The following is an 18,551-nucleotide window of genomic DNA, read 5'->3' on the forward strand; positions in this document are numbered from 1 at the left end:
TCCTGTTCTTTGATGCCGCATCACGCTCCTTAAAGCATTATAGCATTTAGTTTGTCTAGTTGCAACTAAACAAACTAAATGCTATGTAATTTTTGCCCATCAACAAAATACATATCACTGCCCACCATAAACATCACGTTTTTCACCAGTTGCTTTTGCTGATCGTAGACGTTCACCTGCTCGTTTGCACAAGCGATCATGGCCAGAACCATTATCGGACAAATGAAAAGAGCAAATCGCCTCATATTTAAGTCCCTGGTTTTAATTATTTCTTTAATTATTTAGTTTTTCCTCAAGATATCGACATCCTAAAATTCGGCAATAAAAAATTATTTTCTCCCATCCAGTGAACATTTGTCTACCACATTAAGCCTGAAAAAAAGGCTCTGGTTGCTTCCTTGCGGGGCTGATTAAACATAGCCTCAGTTGTTCCGCATTCCACCACCCAACCATCAGCCATAAATACTGTCTCTTGCGCCACCCTTTTAGCCTGAAAAAGATTATGGGTTACGATAACTATGGTCAGTTGTGCGGACAGGTCAACCAAAAGTTTTTCGATAAGCAGTGTGGAGGCAGGGTCCAGATTGGAGCAAGGCTCATCCAGCAATAGCACATCCGGTTCAACCGCCAGCGTTCGGGCGATGGCCAGCCTTTGCTTTTGCCCACCGGATAGTTTGGCCGCGGGTTTATTCAGTTTATCTTTAACTTCATCCCACAGACCGGCCTGAAATAAGCATTTTTCAACTATGACAGGCAGTTGTTTTTTACCGGCCCCGTAATAGCGCGGACCGAAAAGAACATTTTCCTTTATGCTTAAAGGCAATGCCACCGGGGTTTGAAATACCAGTCCCACCCGGCGGCGAATATCCGCCGCATCCTTGCTGGCATAAATATTTGTCCCGGCCAGTAATATTTGACCGCTGCCCCTGAAAGCTTTATCCAATCCAGCTGTTCTATTTACACTCCTTAAAAGAGTGGTTTTACCACAGCCCGAAGGGCCGACTATGGCAAATATGCTTTTTTCTTTAAACTCCAGATTGATATCCTTTAATATCTGGCCTTTTCCATACCAGGCATTAAAGTTCTCTATAATTAAAGACATAGCTTAAGCCCCTTTTTTTATGCTGCGCAGCCACAGGGCCGCCACATTAATAAGCAATAATAAAAGTACCAGCAGTAAAGCTGTGCCGTAGGCTTTAGACAAAGATACATGCTGGCTGAAAAGTATATATAAATGATACGGCAACGCCATCACGGGTTCAAACAGATTGCCCGAAGAATCGGCTGATATTGCCGCAGCTGTAACCATTATGGGAGCGGTTGCTCCCGCTGCGTAACCCATAGCCAGCAACAGCCCGCCGGCTATGGCAGGCATGGCCTGGGGAAAGACTACCTCGCATAATATATACCAGCGGGACACGCCCAGCGCGGCGCCCACCAAGCGATACTGTTTATTAACCGCCAGCAGTGCATCTCTAGCGGTTACCACAATTACCGGGAAAATCATAATACTCAGGGCCAGACCGCCGGCTAGTAATGATATTCCCAAACCCAGGTATAGTACAAAAAAAGCATAAGCAAACAGTCCTGTTATAATCGAAGGAACCCCGACCATACATTGAACGGTTAAGTTGATCAAGCTGCTAAACTTCGTTGGGCCGGCGTATTCAGCTAGATATACCGCAGTTATGATACCCGGTATTGCCGATGCGGTGACTGCGATAATCACCAGGTAAAATGTACCCCTGATGGCGGGAAGCACCCCTCCCTGTGTGCCCAGGGGAAAACCCGCAGGGGCGTTGGCTACAAATTCCCAGGTCAATGAAGAACCACCCCGGTACAACAGGTAGGCCAGTATACATAATAAGAGAATAAGGATTACCAGTCCCGCGCCCCAGAACAAGCTTAGCCAGATTATATCCTGACAGCGTCGCCATAGGTTCGCTTTGCCTGCTTTATTATCTCCCACCCGCCCGGCATTTCTTTTAACCATCATTTTTATGTGCCCCGTTTCCCTTTATAATGCATTAATATATTTATGAACAGGTTAACGCCCATAACAAATGCCAGCAGTACCAAACCCGCTGCAAATAAGGCATGGTAATGCAGACTACCGGTTGCGGAAGTGCCCAGTTCCAGTGCAATTAAGGCGGAAAGCGGCTCACCCTTGCTAAACCACGAAGTTGGAAACAGCAATATATTGCCGGCCAGCATTAATACGGCCATTGTTTCACCGGCGGCCCGGCCAAAGGCCAGTATTAAAGCCCCAAGCAGGCCCCTTGCAGTCAGTGGAAGCAGTACCTTTAAAACAGCATATGATCTGGAAACGCCTAAAGCCAGCGCCGCCTGCCTGTATTCACTGGGTACTGCACGCAGGGCGGACTCGGAAGCGGCCACGATGTATGGTAAAACCATCACCGTCAGCACCAGTGAAGCACAAAATAAGGACTCGCCGCTGGCCATATGCCATGAAATCTCAAAATATTTAACCAGCACAGCGGCACCAAGAAAACCATAAACCACCGAAGGAATGCCCGTAAGAACATTCAACACCGGCCTAATGATCGCCGCCAGCCAGGCAGGAGCAAATTCCGCTAAAAAGATAGCGCTGCATAAGCCAATGGGAGCGGCCAGTAATATAGCACCTAAAGCCGTCCAAAGGGTACTGCAGATCATTGCTCCCAAACCCAATAAGGGCGGTTTGGCCAGAGGGTTCCAATCCAGGCCGCCAATTAATTGGGCCGGACCCATTGCAGACCATACCGGCCAGCTCTCCCGTGCTATAAAAAAAACAATAGCCAGCAGCAATAACATGGCACCGCTGGATACCAATAAACAAATCAAACCCATGGAAGTATTTAAGTATAACTGCTTTTTAGCTTTAAATTGCATAGTTATCACTCTTGAATAAATGATTGTGGGTAGTTGTTTTAAACTACCCACATTAGCATTGCTAATTTATTAATTAGCAGCGGGGACAAACCCCATTTCCTCAACTACTTTTAGCCCTTCATCTGATAAAAGGTAATCAATAAATAGTTGTTCTTTCGTATTGGGAGCATCTTTGGTGATTAGCAGCAACGGTCGTGCTATCTTATATTCCCCGCTGCTGATGGTTTCCAATGTAGGGGTAACTCCATCCACTTTAAGCACACCCAGTTGGCCTTCGTTTTGTTTAACTAAACCAAAAGAAACGTAACCGATAGCATTTTGGTTTTCCATTACTTTACCAGCCAGCGCACCCATGGAAGGCAGTTGAATGGCTTCTTTGGCAACCGGAGTTCCTTTCATGATAAATTCATCAAATACCTGACTGGCACCGCCTCCCAAATCCCTTATGGCCAATACAATGGAATTGCCAAGCAGCTTGACATCTAATTCCTTCCAGGTTTTAATTTCCCCGGCAAATATACTCTTTATTTCATCTGTAGTTAAATCCGGTTTTACTTGCATGACCTCGTTCCGGGGATGGACAGCCATCGTTAAAGCATCAGAGCCCAGCTTAAAAATCTTACCCTCCGGCATTTTTTCCTTTTCTTCATCCTTGATTTCCCGTGATACCATACCAATATCAACGGTGTCGTCCAGGGCTGCTTTAACTCCAAAACCGGAGCCGCCGGTGGAAACAAAGATTACGATAGGTTCTTCCGGCAATTGTGGATCCACTTTGTTCCAGGTTTTATATTCCTCAGTAAAACTATCGGCGCATTGGGCGACAACCGGCGCCAGGGTGCTGGAACCGCCCAATTTTATGGACTGCATTTGGCTCGCGGTATCACCCGTCTGATCCGTGGCTTTCGATTCATTCTGCCCGCAACCTGCCAGCAAAAACAAACTCAAGACGACTAAAAATACCGCTAATAGCTTATTGTTCCTCACCATTGATTACCTCCCATATATCACAATGTTTTTCAGCAACTCTATAACTATTTATCATAAAAAAAGTTACTATGTAAAATAGAAAATTTTTATTTATCTGGGGTGAATAATTGATTCTTTTTATTCTTGAAATGAGGTGTCACCCGCCAGGGGTGGGTTATAGTTTATCCTTGAATATATCGTATAAAAAAGGAATAAATTAGCTTATGTGAAACGAAATAATGATGATTTCTATAATACTAAAATCCGAAAATCGATTCAAAGAGCTAGACAAGCTTTTGCAAAATTCCTTGAAAAACAAATTTAAGTTGCGTATGGCCTGGCGTCCAGAACCGGTTGCACCAAAGTACATGTACAACAAAAAAAATACCGCCCCACTCCTTCAAGAGATGAGACGGTAACTTAATTCCCTTGACCAGACACTTCTCACTTAAGCACTCACCCGGGAATAATGGAGTACTGCACCCGCACCCCGCAGCTCTTCCATGAAGGCGGCCAGTTCTCCGGGCAGCAGTGACTGCGGCCCGTCGGAAAGGGCGGTTTCCGGAGCGGGGTGCACCTCCAGCATGAGGCCGTCGGCGCCGGCGGCCAGGGCGGCCCGGGCCACGGGCAGCACCAGTTCCCGGCGGCCGGTGCCGTGGCTGGGGTCGGCAATCAGGGGCAAATGGGAAAGATTCTTTACCGCCGCCACGGCATTGATGTCAAAGGTGTTTCTGGTATAGGTTTCGAACCCCCGAACGCCCCGCTCGCACAGAATCACCTCCGGGTTACCTTCGGCCAAAATATATTCCGCGGCCAGCAGCCATTCCTCCAAAGTGGCGGAAAGGCCCCGTTTAAGCATTACGGGATACCCCACCCGGCCCACTTCTTTTAACAGCTCGAAATTCTGCATATTCCGGCTGCCGATTTGAATTATATGAGTGTAGCGGCACACCTCGGACAGGCAGCGCACGTCCGTTAGCTCGGTGATCACCGGCATACCGGCCGCCCGCCCGGCCTCGGCCAGTATACGCAGCCCGTCGGCACCCAGGCCCTGGAAAGAATAAGGCGAAGTACGGGGTTTGTAAGCGCCGCCCCGCAGCACCTGAACCCCCATCCGCTTTAAGCGGCAGGCCAGCTTAACCAGCATCTCCTCGTCCTCCACGGCGCACGGTCCGGCTATCACTACCGGGTTTCCCCCGCCGATCAGGCAATCCCCCACCTTAATCACGGTATTATCCGGCTTGTTTTCCCTGCTGGCTAATTTATAGGGCGGCAACATCGCTCACCTCCGGCCCGGTCAGGGCATTTTTCAAGTCCCGCACCCGTCGGCAAACCGCATCAACCATACCGGGTGCGCCGGAATGCCGGGCAATAATATTTACCAACGCGCTGCCCACCACCACGGCATCACAATGCCGGGCCACGGCGGCGGCCTGTTCGGGGCGCGCGATACCGAATCCTACCGCCACGGGCAGCGGGCTGTGCCTGCGCACCCCGGCGGTCATAGCGGAAAAATCAGTGACGATACTTTCACGCTCCCCGGTCACCCCGGTCACCGACACGCAGTAGATAAACCCTCCGGCCCGCTCGCAAATCAAGGGCAACCGCCGGTCCGGAGTATTGGGGGTAACCAGCGGTATCAAGTCGATAGGATATTTATCTGTCGCCCGCAGCAGCGCCCCGGATTCTTCGGGGGGCAAATCGGGCAATATCAAACCGTCCCCGCCCGCCTCAGCCACGTCAGCGGCAAACCTTTCCAAGCCGTACTGGTAAACCGGGTTATAGTAGGTCATCAATACCAGGGGTACATCGCTATGCTGCCGGATTTGCTCCACCGCCCCGATTATGCCGCGTACCGTCACGCCACCGGCCAGTGCCCGCTGGGAAGCCGCCTGAATAACCGGGCCGTCAGCCACCGGATCGGAAAAAGGCACGCCCAGCTCCAGTACATCGGCCCCGGCCTCACCCATAGCCAAGGCCAGTTCCACCGTGGCGTCGAGGTTGGGGTCACCCGCGGTAATATAGGCAATTAGCCCTTTATCTCCCCTGGCCGGCACGTCCTTTAGCTTATTTTCTATCCGACTGCCGCTTGAAGTTTTATTCATCTTTTTATTCATCTATGGACACCCCCATTTCCGCTGCTGCGGTGTGTACATCTTTATCACCACGCCCGGACAGATTGACCAGTATAATACTGTCCCCGGACAATTGCGGGGCCAGGCGAATAGCGGCCGCCAGTGCGTGGGCGCTTTCCAAGGCGGGTATAATGCCCTCGGTGCGGCAAAGCGTCTTAAATGCCTCCAAAGCCTCCCGGTCAGTGGCCGTAATATATTGAGCCCGGCCGATCTCCTTGAGGTGACTGTGCTCCGGCCCCACCCCTGGGTAATCAAGGCCCGCGGAAATAGAGTGCACCGGAGCAACCTGGCCATCGCCGTCCTGCAGCAGGTAACTAAGCGAGCCGTGCAGAACTCCCGGCCTGCCCCTGGTCAGCGTGGAAGCATGCAGCGGCGTATCCAAACCGTATCCGCCCGCCTCAACACCCACCAGGGCTACTTTTTCATCCTCCAGGAAGGGATGGAATATACCCATGGAGTTGCTGCCGCCGCCTACGCAAGCCAATACATAGTCGGGCAAGCGCCCGGCCTGTTCCTGAATCTGCCGCCGTGCTTCTTCGCCAATGACCCGCTGAAAATCTCTTACAATCATGGGGTAAGGGTGGGGCCCGGCCACCGAGCCTATCAGGTAGTAACTGGTGGCAATATTGGTTACCCAATCCCGCATAGCCTCGTTCATGGCATCCTTGAGCGTTTTACTGCCCGAATTCACCGGCATTACTTGGGCGCCGAGCAGACGCATGCGAAAAACGTTCAGCGCCTGGCGGCGGATATCCTCCTCGCCCATATAAACAACGCACTCCAGGCCAAACATGGCGGCCACGGTGGCTGTGGCCACCCCGTGCTGTCCCGCGCCCGTCTCAGCTATAATGCGTTTTTTACCCATGCGCCGGGCCAGCAGCACCTGGCCCATAGTGTTGTTGATTTTATGTGACCCGGTATGGTTCAGGTCTTCCCTTTTCAGGTAGACCCGGGCCCCGCCCAGATGTTCAGTCAATCCTCCGGCAAAGTACAGCGGTGAGGGACGGCCTACATAATCAGCTAAGTAATACTGATATTCCTTACGAAATTGCGCATCATGTTTAGCCTGTTCATAAGCATCAATCAATTCTTCCAAGGCCGGCATCAGCGTCTCGGGGACGAATTTACCGCCAAAGCCGCCGTAATAGCCGTTGGGATCGGGCATTGGCAAAGCGGAAGCACTGTTCAGCTCATCCCCGGCGCCTCTTTTCGAAGCACCCGGTACATAAGCGCCAGTTGTGTCGCCCGGTTCATCCGGTGTGCTCGCCGGCACCGCGCCACCCGGTGTTAACCCGACGGCGGCGGAACAATTTTTGCTCGCCCGGCTTAACTTTGTATATGCGATTTTCGGTAATGGCATGGTCATATCAAAACCCCCTTGGCCTGTGTTATAAACTCTTTAATCTTGTTTACATCTTTGCGTCCGTCCGTCTCGACCCCACCGGAAACATCTACGGCGTAAGGCTTGACAATCTCTATAGCTTCCCGGACATTAGCGGCGGTCAACCCCCCGGCCAGTATCAGCGGACCGGGGCATTTTATATTTTGCAGTATTCGCCAATCAAAGGTTTCCCCGGTACCTCCGTAAGAACCCTTTTTGTAGGTGTCAAATAAAAAGGCAGCAGCTCGACAGCCGGACAACACAGACAATGCCCTGCCGCCGCCCACCCGAAATGTTTTAATCACCGGCAGAATATGGGCTGAACTATCGCCATCGCTTAATTGAATAACAGTAAGGCCACAGTAAGTAGCTATATCAGTCACCTCAGCGGGCGGTGAATCGACAAATACTCCCACCCGGGATACGAAAGGCGGCAGCTGCCCGATAATATCCCGGACTACTTCCGGTGTCACCCGGCGGCGGCTGTCCGCAAAAACAAAACCCAGGGCATCCGCGCCGGCATCTACTGCGGCCAAAGCGGCGGCCGCGTCCATAATGCCACAAATTTTCACCCGCACCTGGCGACTCGCAAGCTGCGAACACCTGAATGACGAGGCAGCGAGGGGTGCGCTAATTTTCATCCGCAAACGCTTACCGGCTATCATGTGCTTGCCACCCCCCGGCTATCCACTGAACTGCAGTACTCTTTTCGTGGCAGAGCCGCTGCTCCTTGCAAGCCGGCCACGCCCCGACCCGGGTCACCGGAGGCCATCAGAGTCTCGCCCACAAGCACCGCATCAACTCCACAGACACCCAAGCGCTGCACATCCGCCCGGGTTTTAATGCCACTTTCACTAACTATCGTAATATCGGGTTTATTTATATATTTCATTAATTCCGCCGTTATACCCAGGTCTACCTGGAAGGTGCGCAAATCACGGTTGTTAATGCCGATAACCCCGGCGCCGCTTTCAATAGCCCGCCCGATTTCTTCAGGTGTGCGGGTCTCCACCAGCGCTTCCATACCCAGCAGCCCGGTTAGCTCGATAAACCCAGCCAGCACAGTGCCGGTAAGCACCCCGGCCAGCAGCAGCACGGCATCCGCGCCCAGCAGCCGGGCTTCGTATATCTGGTATTCCGAAATAATAAAATCCTTGCGCAGCAGCGGCACTTTGGTGATTTGCCGGGCCGCGGTGAGGTACTCCGGCGCCCCGCCGAAAAATTGCCGGTCAGTCAATACAGAAATCGCGTCCACCTCGGCATTCTGGTAAGCCCGCACAATCTCCGCCAGATTAAAATCCTCTTTAATAATACCCCGGGAAGGGGACCGTCTTTTAACCTCGGCTATCAGCGCCACCTGGCCGGGCCGCCGCAGCGCGGCGGTAAAGCCGCGACATTGCATTGCTGGTGATGACAGCGTATCGCCAAGCCGTTCCTTTATTTCCCGCAGCGGCAGCAGCCGTCGGCTTTCCGTCACTTCTTCCTTTTTATGCCGCAAAATCTTATCTAAAATACCGCCGTGCACGGGTGCGGCCATCACGCTCATAGCCCGGCCACCCTGGCTTTCCGACATCCAACGGTAAAATCAATCATATCCTGAAGTTTGGCCCGGGCTAAGCCATGGTCAATACTTCGAGCGGCTAATTGTACACCTTCGGCAAATTCACAAGCCAGCCCGGCCGCCATCAGTCCCAGACCTGCATTCATCAAAACCGCGTCCCGGCGGGGACCGGTCTCACCTTCTAAAATACTCCGCACAATGGCTGCGTTTTCTTCCGGGGAGCCGCCGGACAGCTTTTCGATACCCGCCTCTGTAAAACCGTAAGCCAACGGATCAATAGAATATTCTTTAATAATGCCGTTATTAACTTCACCAACCAATGCAGGCCCGAACGGGGACATTTCATCCAACCCACCGGCGCCGTGTATCACAAAAGCCCGCTCCGCGCCCAGGCGCAGCAGCACCTCGGTCAGCACATGCACCAGTGTGGGGCTGTATACCCCCAACACCTGAGCTTTGGCCCCGGCCGGGTTGGTCAGCGGGCCGAGGATATTAAACACCGTCCTAAAACCCAGCTCCCGGCGTGGTGCGGCGGCGTATTTCATAGCGCCATGCAGTGACGGAGCGTATAAAAAGGCTATGCCCACTTCATCCAAGCAGGCCGAAACCTCATCCGGCTCAAGATCCAGATTTACCCCCAGCGCCTCCAACACATCGGCGCTGCCGCACCGGCTTGACACGGAGCGGTTACCGTGCTTAGCCACCTTAACGCCCGACCCGGCCAGCACCAGCGCGGCAACAGTGGAAATATTAAATGTATTGGCCCCGTCTCCACCCGTGCCACAGGTATCCACCAGCAAAGGATGCCTGGTGGATACCGGCGTGGCTTTGCTGCGCATCACCCGGGCAAATCCGGTAATTTCAGCGATGGTTTCTCCTTTTAACTTGAGCGCTGTGAGCAATCCGGCAATCTGGGCCTGGGTGGCCCGGCCGTCCATAACCTGTTCCATGGCCTGCATAGCCTCAGACTCACTAAAATCCTGCCCCGCCACTACCTTTTGCAATAATTCCTTTAGCACTCAGCTCTCCTCCTCTCAGCTAACAAAGGACCCTAAAAGTGGTTTTAAATTGCGACTGATTACCATTTTCCTTCAGCAGCATAGCATTTAACATTATAGCGAAGTTAATCAAATTCCCAGACTCCCACTTCTATAAGTAATAATTCCTATTCTTACTTATAGAAGTGGGGTAGAATCCCCATCTGAAACCACGATGTTTAGCTAACTAAACAAGTTCACTATGTTAGTTATTTTAGTTCAAGTTAGTTTAAGTTAGTTTAAGCCTGACCCCTTTAAAAAGTTGGCCAGCAGTTCCATGCCGTATTCGCTGAGCATGGATTCGGGGTGGAATTGTACCCCCTCTACCGGCAATTCGCGGTGCCTGAGGCCCATAATTTCCCCGCTATCGGTCCAGGCGGTCACCTCCAGACAGTCCGGCAGCGTCTCCTTTTCCACCACCAGCGAATGGTAGCGCACTACTTTAAACGGTGATGGCAGGCCGGTGTATATAGACTTGCCATCGTGGTGGATTAGGGATATCTTGCCATGCATCGGTACTTTAGCCCGTACCACTCTGCCGCCGAAGGCGCGGCCGATGGCCTGCAGTCCCAGACATACTCCCAGTATGGGCCAGTGTCCGGCGCAGTTCCGCACGGCTTGGATAATGATACCGGCGTCATCGGGCAAGCCCGGCCCCGGTGATAGAACCAGGTAATCGGGGCGCAGCTCCAGCATTTGAGCGACGCTAATGGCATCGTTGCGCCGCACGTTTACCGATTCCCCCAGCATAGACAGGTACTGCACCAGATTGTAGGTAAATGAATCGTAATTATCAATCATTAACAGCATGGTAAGCCAGCCTTTCCGTCAGCCAAGTTATTACAAAACAACTAATTTGGAAAATTAAACGACAATAAGTATAACCAAACTGAGTAACATGGGGAATGATTTTAATAAGACTCGTTGTTAGCATTTAATATAATCATCGTTAAAAAACGCAAAAAACCGGCACTCAAATGAGCGCCGGTCATATAACATCCGTCGTTACTCATCTCAGCTCAACTCAAATAAAAATAAACTCTACTCTACTAAACTCAACTAAATTAAGGGTAATATTTATTGTTAATTGAATATACTACTTATCTTAGCAGCTGTCAAGATGCCATATACTAAAAATCACGGTATCGTCAAAGTCATTATATTGGTCAACATTTAGTGTTTAATAGAATTTATCTCATCTATATATTGTGAAAAATTCAACTTTGACGGGGCCCTGTGCTGAAAATAATTTGTCATTTACCAAGCTAATCAGCCGCCGGTATAAATGTATCCTTCACGCCCAACGCCTTGAACATGGCCCGAGCTTTGTTGGCTATTTCCGCACATTCGCTTCGCGGACGAGAGTCGGCGACAATACCTGCCCCGGCTTGGATATATACAGTATTATCTTTAATTACCAGCGTACGAATGGCGATAGCTGTATCCATGTTGCCGTTAAAGCCCAGGTAACCGACGGCACCGGCGTAGACGCCCCGGCGGTAAGGCTCCAGCTCATCAATAATTTCCATGGCCCTGACCTTGGGAGCACCGCTCACCGTACCGGCCGGAAAACAGGCGGCCAGCGCGGCCGGCGCACTGATACCGGACGGCAGCTTACCCTCGACCCGGGAGACAATATGCATAACATGGGAGAAATATTCAATATCCATAAACCGGGGCACTTTTACCGTGCCCGGCAGACAAACCCGTCCCAAATCATTGCGCCCCAAATCAACCAGCATTAGATGTTCCGCCCTTTCCTTCTCATCAGCCAGCAGTTCCCCGGCCAACTGCCCATCCCGCGCCGGACTATTTCCCCGGGGACGGGTTCCGGCAATGGGGCAGGTAGTCATAATACCGTTTTCCACTCGCACCAGCATTTCCGGTGAAGAGCCAATCACCTTGATACCTCCCACGTTTAAGTAATACATGTACGGAGAAGGATTAACGCTTCTCAGTCGCCGGTATACCGCCAGGTCATCGCCTTCAAAACCTACGCTGTAACGCCGCGATAACACCACCTGGATAACGTCGCCGGAGCGGATATATTCCAGAACCCGCTCCGCTCGCCGACAAAAAGCATCATCGGACAAATCCACGTCAATTTCTCCCCGCAGGGTAAATTGCCCCGGGAGAGGCAGCGGTTTAGCCAAAGCCGCACGCATGCGGGCCAGTTTTCGCACAGCCCGGTCATATATCACAGCCGGATCATTTCCGTCCTGCGGATAATTCACTACTAAAGTTACGGTATGACGCACATGGTCGAAAATAGCCACTACCCCGGGGAAAAATTGCAGGCAATCGGGCAGGTTCAGTTTGTCTTGGGGTACACCAGGTAAATTTTCCAAAGAACGCACCGCATCATAGGCCATATAGCCCACCGCGCCGCCATAAAAGCGCGGCAGTTCTTGCAACGGCGGCACCCGGTAGATTTGCAATAAATTTGCCAATGTTTTAAATGGCGGGCCGTCTGCCGATTTGATTACCGAGTCGGAATAGATAATCTTTCCCCGGCCGCCAGTGGACTCGAAGATCAGCAGCGGGTCCAGCGCAATAAATGAATACCGCCCCAGGTGCTGCCCTCCTTCCACGCTTTCCAGCAGGCAGGCGGTTCCGTTTTGAGCCAGTTTGATAAATACGGAGATAGGGGTCTCAGTATCAGCGATAAATTCCGTAAATACCGGTACTAAATTATATTGACGGGCCAAAATCAGATAATCTTGCAAACCGGGCTTAATCATATTTTGCCTCCTTAATGCTTATGAGCGCCTTGCCACTGCTAATGTGCCGTTCATATAGTTTCACCATATAGCAGCATCACCGACATAAATATAATGCTGATTGTCCAGGCTACTGTAAACAACCACAGGCCGGTATATAAGAATCGGCTAAGGTGACGCCACAGTAATTATCTGCAATGTTAGACCTTGCATAGAACAAACCGGTTAAACGCAAAAAACGGCACTCAAATGAGTGCCGCCTTCTTTTAGCGTGACAACAATACTCATCTAAGCTCAACTAAAAAACTTTGCTCTGCTCAACTCTACTCACATATAGATATTGCGCTTTATAAAAAGTATAATATAGATTAAACACATAGGTTGTCAATAAGTATTAATGGGTTATATCATAAAAACATCGCTGCTTATCTAATTAGTGTTATTATAAGTATGTAATTGGAGCGCAAAACATGTTAACAACATATTTGCTGGTTATTAATCTTATTTCCTTCGGCCTTTTCGGATTGGACAAGTATCGCGCCCGGCACCGGCTGTTTCGGATTCCCAAAAGAACGCTGTTTATAATCGCCTTAGCAGGCGGAACAATCGGGACACTGGCCGGCATCTACCTTTTTCGCCATAAAACCAGACACCTTGCATTTACTATAGGTATACCTTCTATTATGCTGTTGCAAATATTGTTAGCCCTTTATTTTTATCTTTGCCATTAACCCTCATGCTGAAGAGATACCGGGGATTAAGGTATATCGCCCGGTTTTGGAACTGCCTCAAATACCCGGGCCGGCAGTAATTTAACTGTTAAAAAATCGCCGGTGGCTCCGGCGATTTTTATTAAGACAAACTTTACTGCACAAGCACTTTATGTTAAATTTCAAGTGCCCGGCACCTATTTGTTTTTTTGCGCATTGTTCTTTTCCGGGTCGAGCTCTTTAGTCAAGGGATTGGCAAATTCGTAGTTAAAGCTCTCTTTCTTTCCCTTCTTAAATTTATCTTTATTCTTGTTCACCGTATCCCTCCTTTCTTGATGTAATTATGACAAAATAAACGATTATTATACCTTAAAGCGCAACGGATAAAAATTTTTTTATTTTACTCTATTATGGTAAAATACATAAATATAAAAATCATAGGAGGATTGCTGCATGATCGACCCCGTAGCCATACAATTAGGCCCTTTGTCAATCAGGTGGTACGGCGTTATCATGGCCGCCGCTTTTTTGTCGGGCATTGGACTGGCTTGTAACAGAGCCCGGCGGAACAACCTCGACCCCAACCACATTCTAAATATGGTCACCCTGATTATACCGGCTTCCATTATCGGCGCCCGGCTTTATTATGTTTTATTTACCTGGGAGAATTACCGGTTAGAGCCGTTGGAAGCGCTGGCCATCTGGCACGGCGGTCTGGCCATTCACGGCGGTATTATCGGTGGACTGCTGGCCGGGTTATTTTATGTACACCGCTACGGTATTTCCCCCTGGCAAACCGCGGACATATTAGCACCCAGTTTGATATTGGGACAGGCCATCGGACGCTGGGGCAACTTTATTAACCAGGAAGCCCACGGCGGACCGGTAACTGAGCAGTTTATCAGTCATTTTCCGGCCTTCATAAAGAATCAAATGTTTATCGAGGGACAATATTATCACCCCACTTTTCTTTACGAATCTATTTGGAATCTTGCCGTGTTTATCATTCTTATCTGGCGATGGCCCCATAAAAAGGCGCATGGTGAAATTGCCTTTTTGTATCTTATTCTATATTCCGCCGGGCGATTTTTTGTTGAGTCGCTGCGCACCGACAGTTTAATGCTTGGCCCCATACGAGTAGCCCAATTGATTAGCATTGTACTAATACTGGCAGGTACGGCGGGTATATACATACTGCGCAAAAAAAATCCGGCTCATTAAGATCAAAATTAAAAAAAATCCCTAAGGGGATCCAAGTACTAATAAGTATTTTCAAATTCAACATTATAGCGATAATTTATAAGTTGATAATTATCTTTTTGATATACCCCGTACAAATCCACAATTAGAATTTTACAATATTAAGACAGGCTATCTAAACCGCCTGTCTTAATATTAAAGGACTTATTACTTGCTGATGTATTGCTCCTGCACCAGATTCATAAATGAACTAACCACTTGGGGATCGAATTGGGTAGCGACATTTTTTTCAATTTCCGCAATGGCTTTATCCATAGGAAACGCCTTGCGGTAACTGCGATCCGAAGTCATGGCGTCAAAGGAGTCGGCCACCGCCAGTACTCGGCTAAGCAAAGGTATGCTATCCCCCTCCAAACGATCGGGATAGCCGGTGCCATCAAAGCGTTCATGGTGGTGCTTGATTACCGTTAAGATATTTTTCATATTTTGCATGGAATCAAGTATATCTACCCCTATTGTAGGATGCTTTTTAATAATATTAAATTCAAAATCTGTAAGCCTGCCCGGTTTGGTTAAAATGGCTTCCGGAACACCGATCTTACCCACATCATGCAACAACCCGGCCAGGTAGGCCATATTGGCCATTTCTTCATCTACGCCCAGACTAAAACATATTTGCTGAGCATACTCGGCCACCTTTTCCGAATGCCAACGAGTGTAACTATCCCTTGCGGCAATAGCGTTGGCAAAAGCCCTGATAGTTTCCATATGCTGATTATTCAACTGAGCGTTGGTTTGCACCAATACTTGATTAATCTCTTCCAGCTGTTTCTTTTTTCGGCGATAAGGAGTTAAATCATAGTATACGCCACAAACACCGATAAACCCGCCTTCATCATCCATCAGCGGTGAGGAGCAGACTCGGCAAATGGCAGTTTCATCCCCAATGCTTGTGTGCAACTCAAATTCCCGGGTTAAAACCCGGCCTGTCTCCAATGTCTCTATAAGAGGATCCAAGTAATTTCCCTGATCATCTTTTTTTTTCCCCCGGAAGAAAACATCTTCGATCTTTCGATTAATCAGCTGCATATGACGAACGGCCCTGTGCCTTTTTAAAATATCATTACAACCAACTATTACTCCATCCTTATCAACAATCACCACACCACAGGTCGATGTTCTAATAATTATGCTTTTTATATCTTCACGGGCCATGAATTCATTTATACGATTGTCCTTTTCGTTCAGCAAGAATTACACCCCGAATTTCAACATAATGTTATTAAAAAAGCATTCATTTGCTAATTCTACAACAGCAAATGAAATCCTTCCTATTCATAATTGGCATTTCTCTTTTTTTCGGAATTTTACCGATATAGGTACGACTTACATTTATAGACAAGTTTAAACTGTAAAGGAATATACCTTAAGACCGCTCCGTGTTCGGATGAATTTGGAAAACGTTTGGGCCAAGATGTACTAACTGCTTGTTTGCTAAAGACACGCCGAGCTGCTTGACTTGCCCCGGCGACCATTTTATGGTAAGCTTCTAAATGAGATAATCTCCTATAATGCTCCAAAGGAGGAGCCTGCTTTGACAAAATCCGCGAAAAAAAAGAACGCTCAGTCAAAATCAGGTCCCGGCATTATGTTGGATATAGCCGGACTTACAATTATTGCATTATCATTAATTGGCCTGGCCAGCGTATTTACCAGTACTGTAGGTTCTGTCGGTACAGTTGGATTATTAATTAAAAAAAGTTTAAGAATGCTCGCCGGGTCAGGCTATGTAATCTTTTTATTTTTATTGATACCCATCGGCATTAAGCTGATGAGCCACAACAGGTGGCGGGTAAACAACCGTTTTTGGGGACTGCTGGTTCTTTTCGGCGGTTTGCAAATATTCCTGCACCGGAACATCCCCATGTCCGAATCATTCAGCGCCGGTCTTGCGGGACAAGGCGGAGGAATGACCGGAGCCATACTGGGTTATGCCTTGAAATACTGTTTCGGCACCGTAGGTACCTATGTTTTTTTTGTTTTATTAATTTTACTTGGTATTACTCTTTGCACCGGCGGCTCTATTAAAGATTTAATATTAAACAGCTTGTATAGATTCAGGTCCGCGGCAAACAGGGTAAGCAACCTGATCATAAATTTTTTATATACTGAAGTGGATGAACCGGAAGCACAGCAGGATAAGAAGAACCACCCGGCAATTGATGCCGAATTATCCGACGATGACAACCTGCCGCGGCTTGCCGGAGACTTTACCGCACCGGTTATTGAAATGGCCCGAAATGCGGTTGCCCCGGCCGACCGGGAGGATGGTAAAGATACACCGAAGGCGACAGCGGCAAAAACATCAACTACAAGTGACTCACCGGAGGAACAGCCTGATAGCCAGCCGGCGCTTCAAGCTGCCGGCACATCGACCGGAGGACAGGAATATCACCTGCCCCCGTTGAGCTTGCTGGCTCCCCTGCCTGACCGGGCGGATAATCCGGCCGGGCGGGACGTAAATCAACGCATAAAAGTGCTGGAACAAATATTGGACAGCTTCGGCATCAAAGCCCGGGTCACGCATGTATCCGTGGGTCCTTCCATCACCAGATATGAGCTGCAGCCCCCTCCGGGTGTTAAGGTGAGTAAAATAGTGGGTCTATCAGACGATATTGCCTTGGGCATGGCCTCAGCCGGAGTACGCATAGAAGCTCCCATACCGGGAAAAGCCGCGGTAGGCATCGAAGTGCCCAACGGTGAAATCGCCGCCGTGGCACTGCGTGAATTACTGGAGGACAAGGCTTTTTCCGGCTCGTCTTCACGGCTTACCATTGCTCTGGGCAAAGATATAGCCGGGGCGGCGATAACGGCGGATCTGGCTAAAATGCCGCACTTGCTGATTGCCGGCGCCACCGGTTCGGGTAAGAGCGTTTGTGTGAACACATTGATTTGCAGTATTCTTTACAAAGCCACCCCGGAGGAAGTTAAATTTTTAATGGTGGACCCCAAAATGGTCGAATTGGCTAACTACAATGGCATTCCTCATTTGGTCAGCCCGGTGGTAACCAATGCTAAAAAAGCCGCCGGGGCACTGCGCTGGGCAGTACGGGAGATGGAAACACGATACGACCTGTTTGCAGCGGCAGGAGTGCGGGACATCACCCGCTATAATGCCTTGTTTGGGGAATTTGAGCAGGAACCGGGGCAAAACCCGCTGCCTTACATTGTGGTGATTATTGACGAACTTGCCGATTTGATGATGGTTGCGCCGGCGGATGTAGAGGACGCCATTTGCCGCCTGGCCCAGATGGCCCGGGCGGCGGGCATTCACCTGGTGGTAGCTACCCAGCGCCCCTCGGTTGATGTTATCACCGGCCTTATCAAAGCCAATATACCTTCCCGCACTTCCTTTGCGGTTTCCAGCCAAACCGACTCCCGCACCATACTGGATATGGGCGGAGCGGAAAAGCTGCTGGGTAAGGGAGATATGCTGTTCTATCCTGTGGGCGCAGCCAAGCCGATGCGGGTTCAGGGCGCTTTTATATCCGATAAGGATGTGGAAAATCTGGTGGACTTCCTTAAAGACCAGGCCCGGCCTGTTTATAATGAGGCGGTGCTGGAGGAACAGCCCGAGGGCGATGCCGTGGAAGTTGAAGAAAGCGATGAATTATTGCCTCAGGCGGCCAGGATATTTATTGAAAGCGGAACCGCCTCTATTTCCATGCTGCAGCGCAGACTGCACATCGGCTATTCCCGGGCGGCCCGGCTGGTGGACATTATGGAGCGCCGGGGCATCGTAGGCGGCTTTGAAGGAAGCAAGCCCCGCGCGGTACTGATGACCATGGAACAATACCGGCAGGTCTTTGAAGCCCGGGAAACATCGCCGGAGGCTAAAACCGCGGTATCTTAAAAACGCTGTGGCTTATTGTACCTTTGGGGATTG

17 protein-coding genes are annotated in these 18,551 nt (G+C 49.7%); 3 read left to right on the forward strand and 14 right to left on the reverse strand.

Features of this window, described 5'->3' with window-relative positions:
* Nucleotides 1–74: 74 nt before the first annotated feature.
* The 13 genes from ABDB91_RS15395 to trpE all read right to left on the reverse strand — a co-directional run bounded on the left by ABDB91_RS15395 (nucleotide 75) and on the right by trpE (nucleotide 12,716).
* Nucleotides 75–245 (reverse strand): hypothetical protein, encoded by a 171-nt coding sequence (locus ABDB91_RS15395; RefSeq protein ID WP_347488580.1) that lies wholly within the window; start codon nucleotides 243–245, stop codon nucleotides 75–77.
* 113 nt (nucleotides 246–358) lie between these two features.
* Nucleotides 359–1,102, reverse strand: coding sequence for a phosphate ABC transporter ATP-binding protein (locus ABDB91_RS15400; protein WP_347488581.1), 744 nt, complete (start codon nucleotides 1,100–1,102; stop codon nucleotides 359–361).
* Between the two features lie 3 nt (nucleotides 1,103–1,105).
* Nucleotides 1,106–1,996: a phosphate ABC transporter permease PstA gene (pstA, locus tag ABDB91_RS15405; RefSeq protein WP_347488582.1), complete on the reverse strand. Its 891-nt coding sequence runs from the start codon at nucleotides 1,994–1,996 to the stop codon at nucleotides 1,106–1,108.
* Nucleotides 1,997–1,998: 2 nt separating this feature from the next.
* A complete protein-coding gene (gene pstC, locus ABDB91_RS15410; protein ID WP_347488583.1) occupies nucleotides 1,999–2,892 on the reverse strand; it encodes a phosphate ABC transporter permease subunit PstC in 894 nt (297 codons plus the stop codon).
* 69 nt (nucleotides 2,893–2,961) lie between these two features.
* Nucleotides 2,962–3,882, reverse strand: a complete 921-nt coding sequence (locus tag ABDB91_RS15415) for a phosphate ABC transporter substrate-binding protein (protein ID WP_347488584.1) — start codon at nucleotides 3,880–3,882, stop codon at nucleotides 2,962–2,964.
* A 427-nt stretch (nucleotides 3,883–4,309) separates the two neighbouring features.
* Nucleotides 4,310–5,140, reverse strand: coding sequence for a 3-deoxy-7-phosphoheptulonate synthase (gene aroF / locus ABDB91_RS15420; RefSeq protein WP_347488585.1), 831 nt, complete (start codon nucleotides 5,138–5,140; stop codon nucleotides 4,310–4,312).
* Nucleotides 5,124–5,978: a tryptophan synthase subunit alpha gene (gene trpA / locus ABDB91_RS15425; RefSeq protein ID WP_347488586.1), complete on the reverse strand. Its 855-nt coding sequence runs from the start codon at nucleotides 5,976–5,978 to the stop codon at nucleotides 5,124–5,126. The genes aroF and trpA overlap by 17 nt, the downstream gene beginning before the upstream one ends.
* Entirely contained in the window at nucleotides 5,971–7,161 is a 1,191-nt protein-coding gene (gene trpB, locus ABDB91_RS15430; protein ID WP_347491622.1) for a tryptophan synthase subunit beta, read from the reverse strand. The genes trpA and trpB overlap by 8 nt, the downstream gene beginning before the upstream one ends.
* A gap of 197 nt (nucleotides 7,162–7,358) precedes the next feature.
* Nucleotides 7,359–8,042 carry a phosphoribosylanthranilate isomerase gene (locus ABDB91_RS15435; RefSeq protein WP_347488587.1) on the reverse strand — a complete coding sequence of 228 codons (684 nt, stop codon included), beginning with the start codon at nucleotides 8,040–8,042 and terminating at the stop codon, nucleotides 7,359–7,361.
* Nucleotides 8,039–8,923, reverse strand: coding sequence for an indole-3-glycerol phosphate synthase TrpC (trpC, locus tag ABDB91_RS15440; RefSeq protein ID WP_347488588.1), 885 nt, complete (start codon nucleotides 8,921–8,923; stop codon nucleotides 8,039–8,041). Before trpC ends, ABDB91_RS15435 begins: the two co-directional genes overlap by 4 nt.
* Nucleotides 8,920–9,957: an anthranilate phosphoribosyltransferase gene (gene trpD / locus ABDB91_RS15445; RefSeq protein ID WP_347488589.1), complete on the reverse strand. Its 1,038-nt coding sequence runs from the start codon at nucleotides 9,955–9,957 to the stop codon at nucleotides 8,920–8,922. The genes trpC and trpD overlap by 4 nt, the downstream gene beginning before the upstream one ends.
* Before the next feature lie 252 nt (nucleotides 9,958–10,209).
* Entirely contained in the window at nucleotides 10,210–10,785 is a 576-nt protein-coding gene (locus ABDB91_RS15450; protein WP_347488590.1) for an aminodeoxychorismate/anthranilate synthase component II, read from the reverse strand.
* A 455-nt stretch (nucleotides 10,786–11,240) separates the two neighbouring features.
* Nucleotides 11,241–12,716 carry an anthranilate synthase component I gene (gene trpE, locus ABDB91_RS15455; protein ID WP_347488591.1) on the reverse strand — a complete coding sequence of 492 codons (1,476 nt, stop codon included), beginning with the start codon at nucleotides 12,714–12,716 and terminating at the stop codon, nucleotides 11,241–11,243.
* A 449-nt stretch (nucleotides 12,717–13,165) separates the two neighbouring features.
* Here trpE and ABDB91_RS15460 point away from each other — a divergent pair, with 449 nt between their 5' ends.
* Both ABDB91_RS15460 and lgt read left to right on the forward strand, forming a co-directional pair.
* On the forward strand, nucleotides 13,166–13,426 hold the full coding sequence (locus ABDB91_RS15460) for a DUF1294 domain-containing protein (RefSeq protein ID WP_347488592.1): 261 nt from the start codon (nucleotides 13,166–13,168) through the stop codon (nucleotides 13,424–13,426).
* Between the two features lie 432 nt (nucleotides 13,427–13,858).
* Nucleotides 13,859–14,626, forward strand: coding sequence for a prolipoprotein diacylglyceryl transferase (gene lgt, locus ABDB91_RS15465; RefSeq protein WP_347488593.1), 768 nt, complete (start codon nucleotides 13,859–13,861; stop codon nucleotides 14,624–14,626).
* A 186-nt stretch (nucleotides 14,627–14,812) separates the two neighbouring features.
* Here lgt and ABDB91_RS15470 read toward each other — a convergent pair whose 3' ends face one another.
* A complete protein-coding gene (locus ABDB91_RS15470) occupies nucleotides 14,813–15,856 on the reverse strand; it encodes an HD domain-containing phosphohydrolase (protein WP_347488594.1) in 1,044 nt (347 codons plus the stop codon).
* A 397-nt stretch (nucleotides 15,857–16,253) separates the two neighbouring features.
* On the opposite strand from ABDB91_RS15470, the gene ABDB91_RS15475 reads away from it, so the two are divergent.
* Nucleotides 16,254–18,518: a DNA translocase FtsK gene (locus tag ABDB91_RS15475; RefSeq protein WP_347491623.1), complete on the forward strand. Its 2,265-nt coding sequence runs from the start codon at nucleotides 16,254–16,256 to the stop codon at nucleotides 18,516–18,518.
* Nucleotides 18,519–18,551: the final 33 nt, after the last annotated feature.

It is taken from the genome of Desulfoscipio sp. XC116, from assembly GCF_039851975.1.
GTDB lineage: Bacteria > Bacillota > Desulfotomaculia > Desulfotomaculales > Desulfallaceae > Sporotomaculum.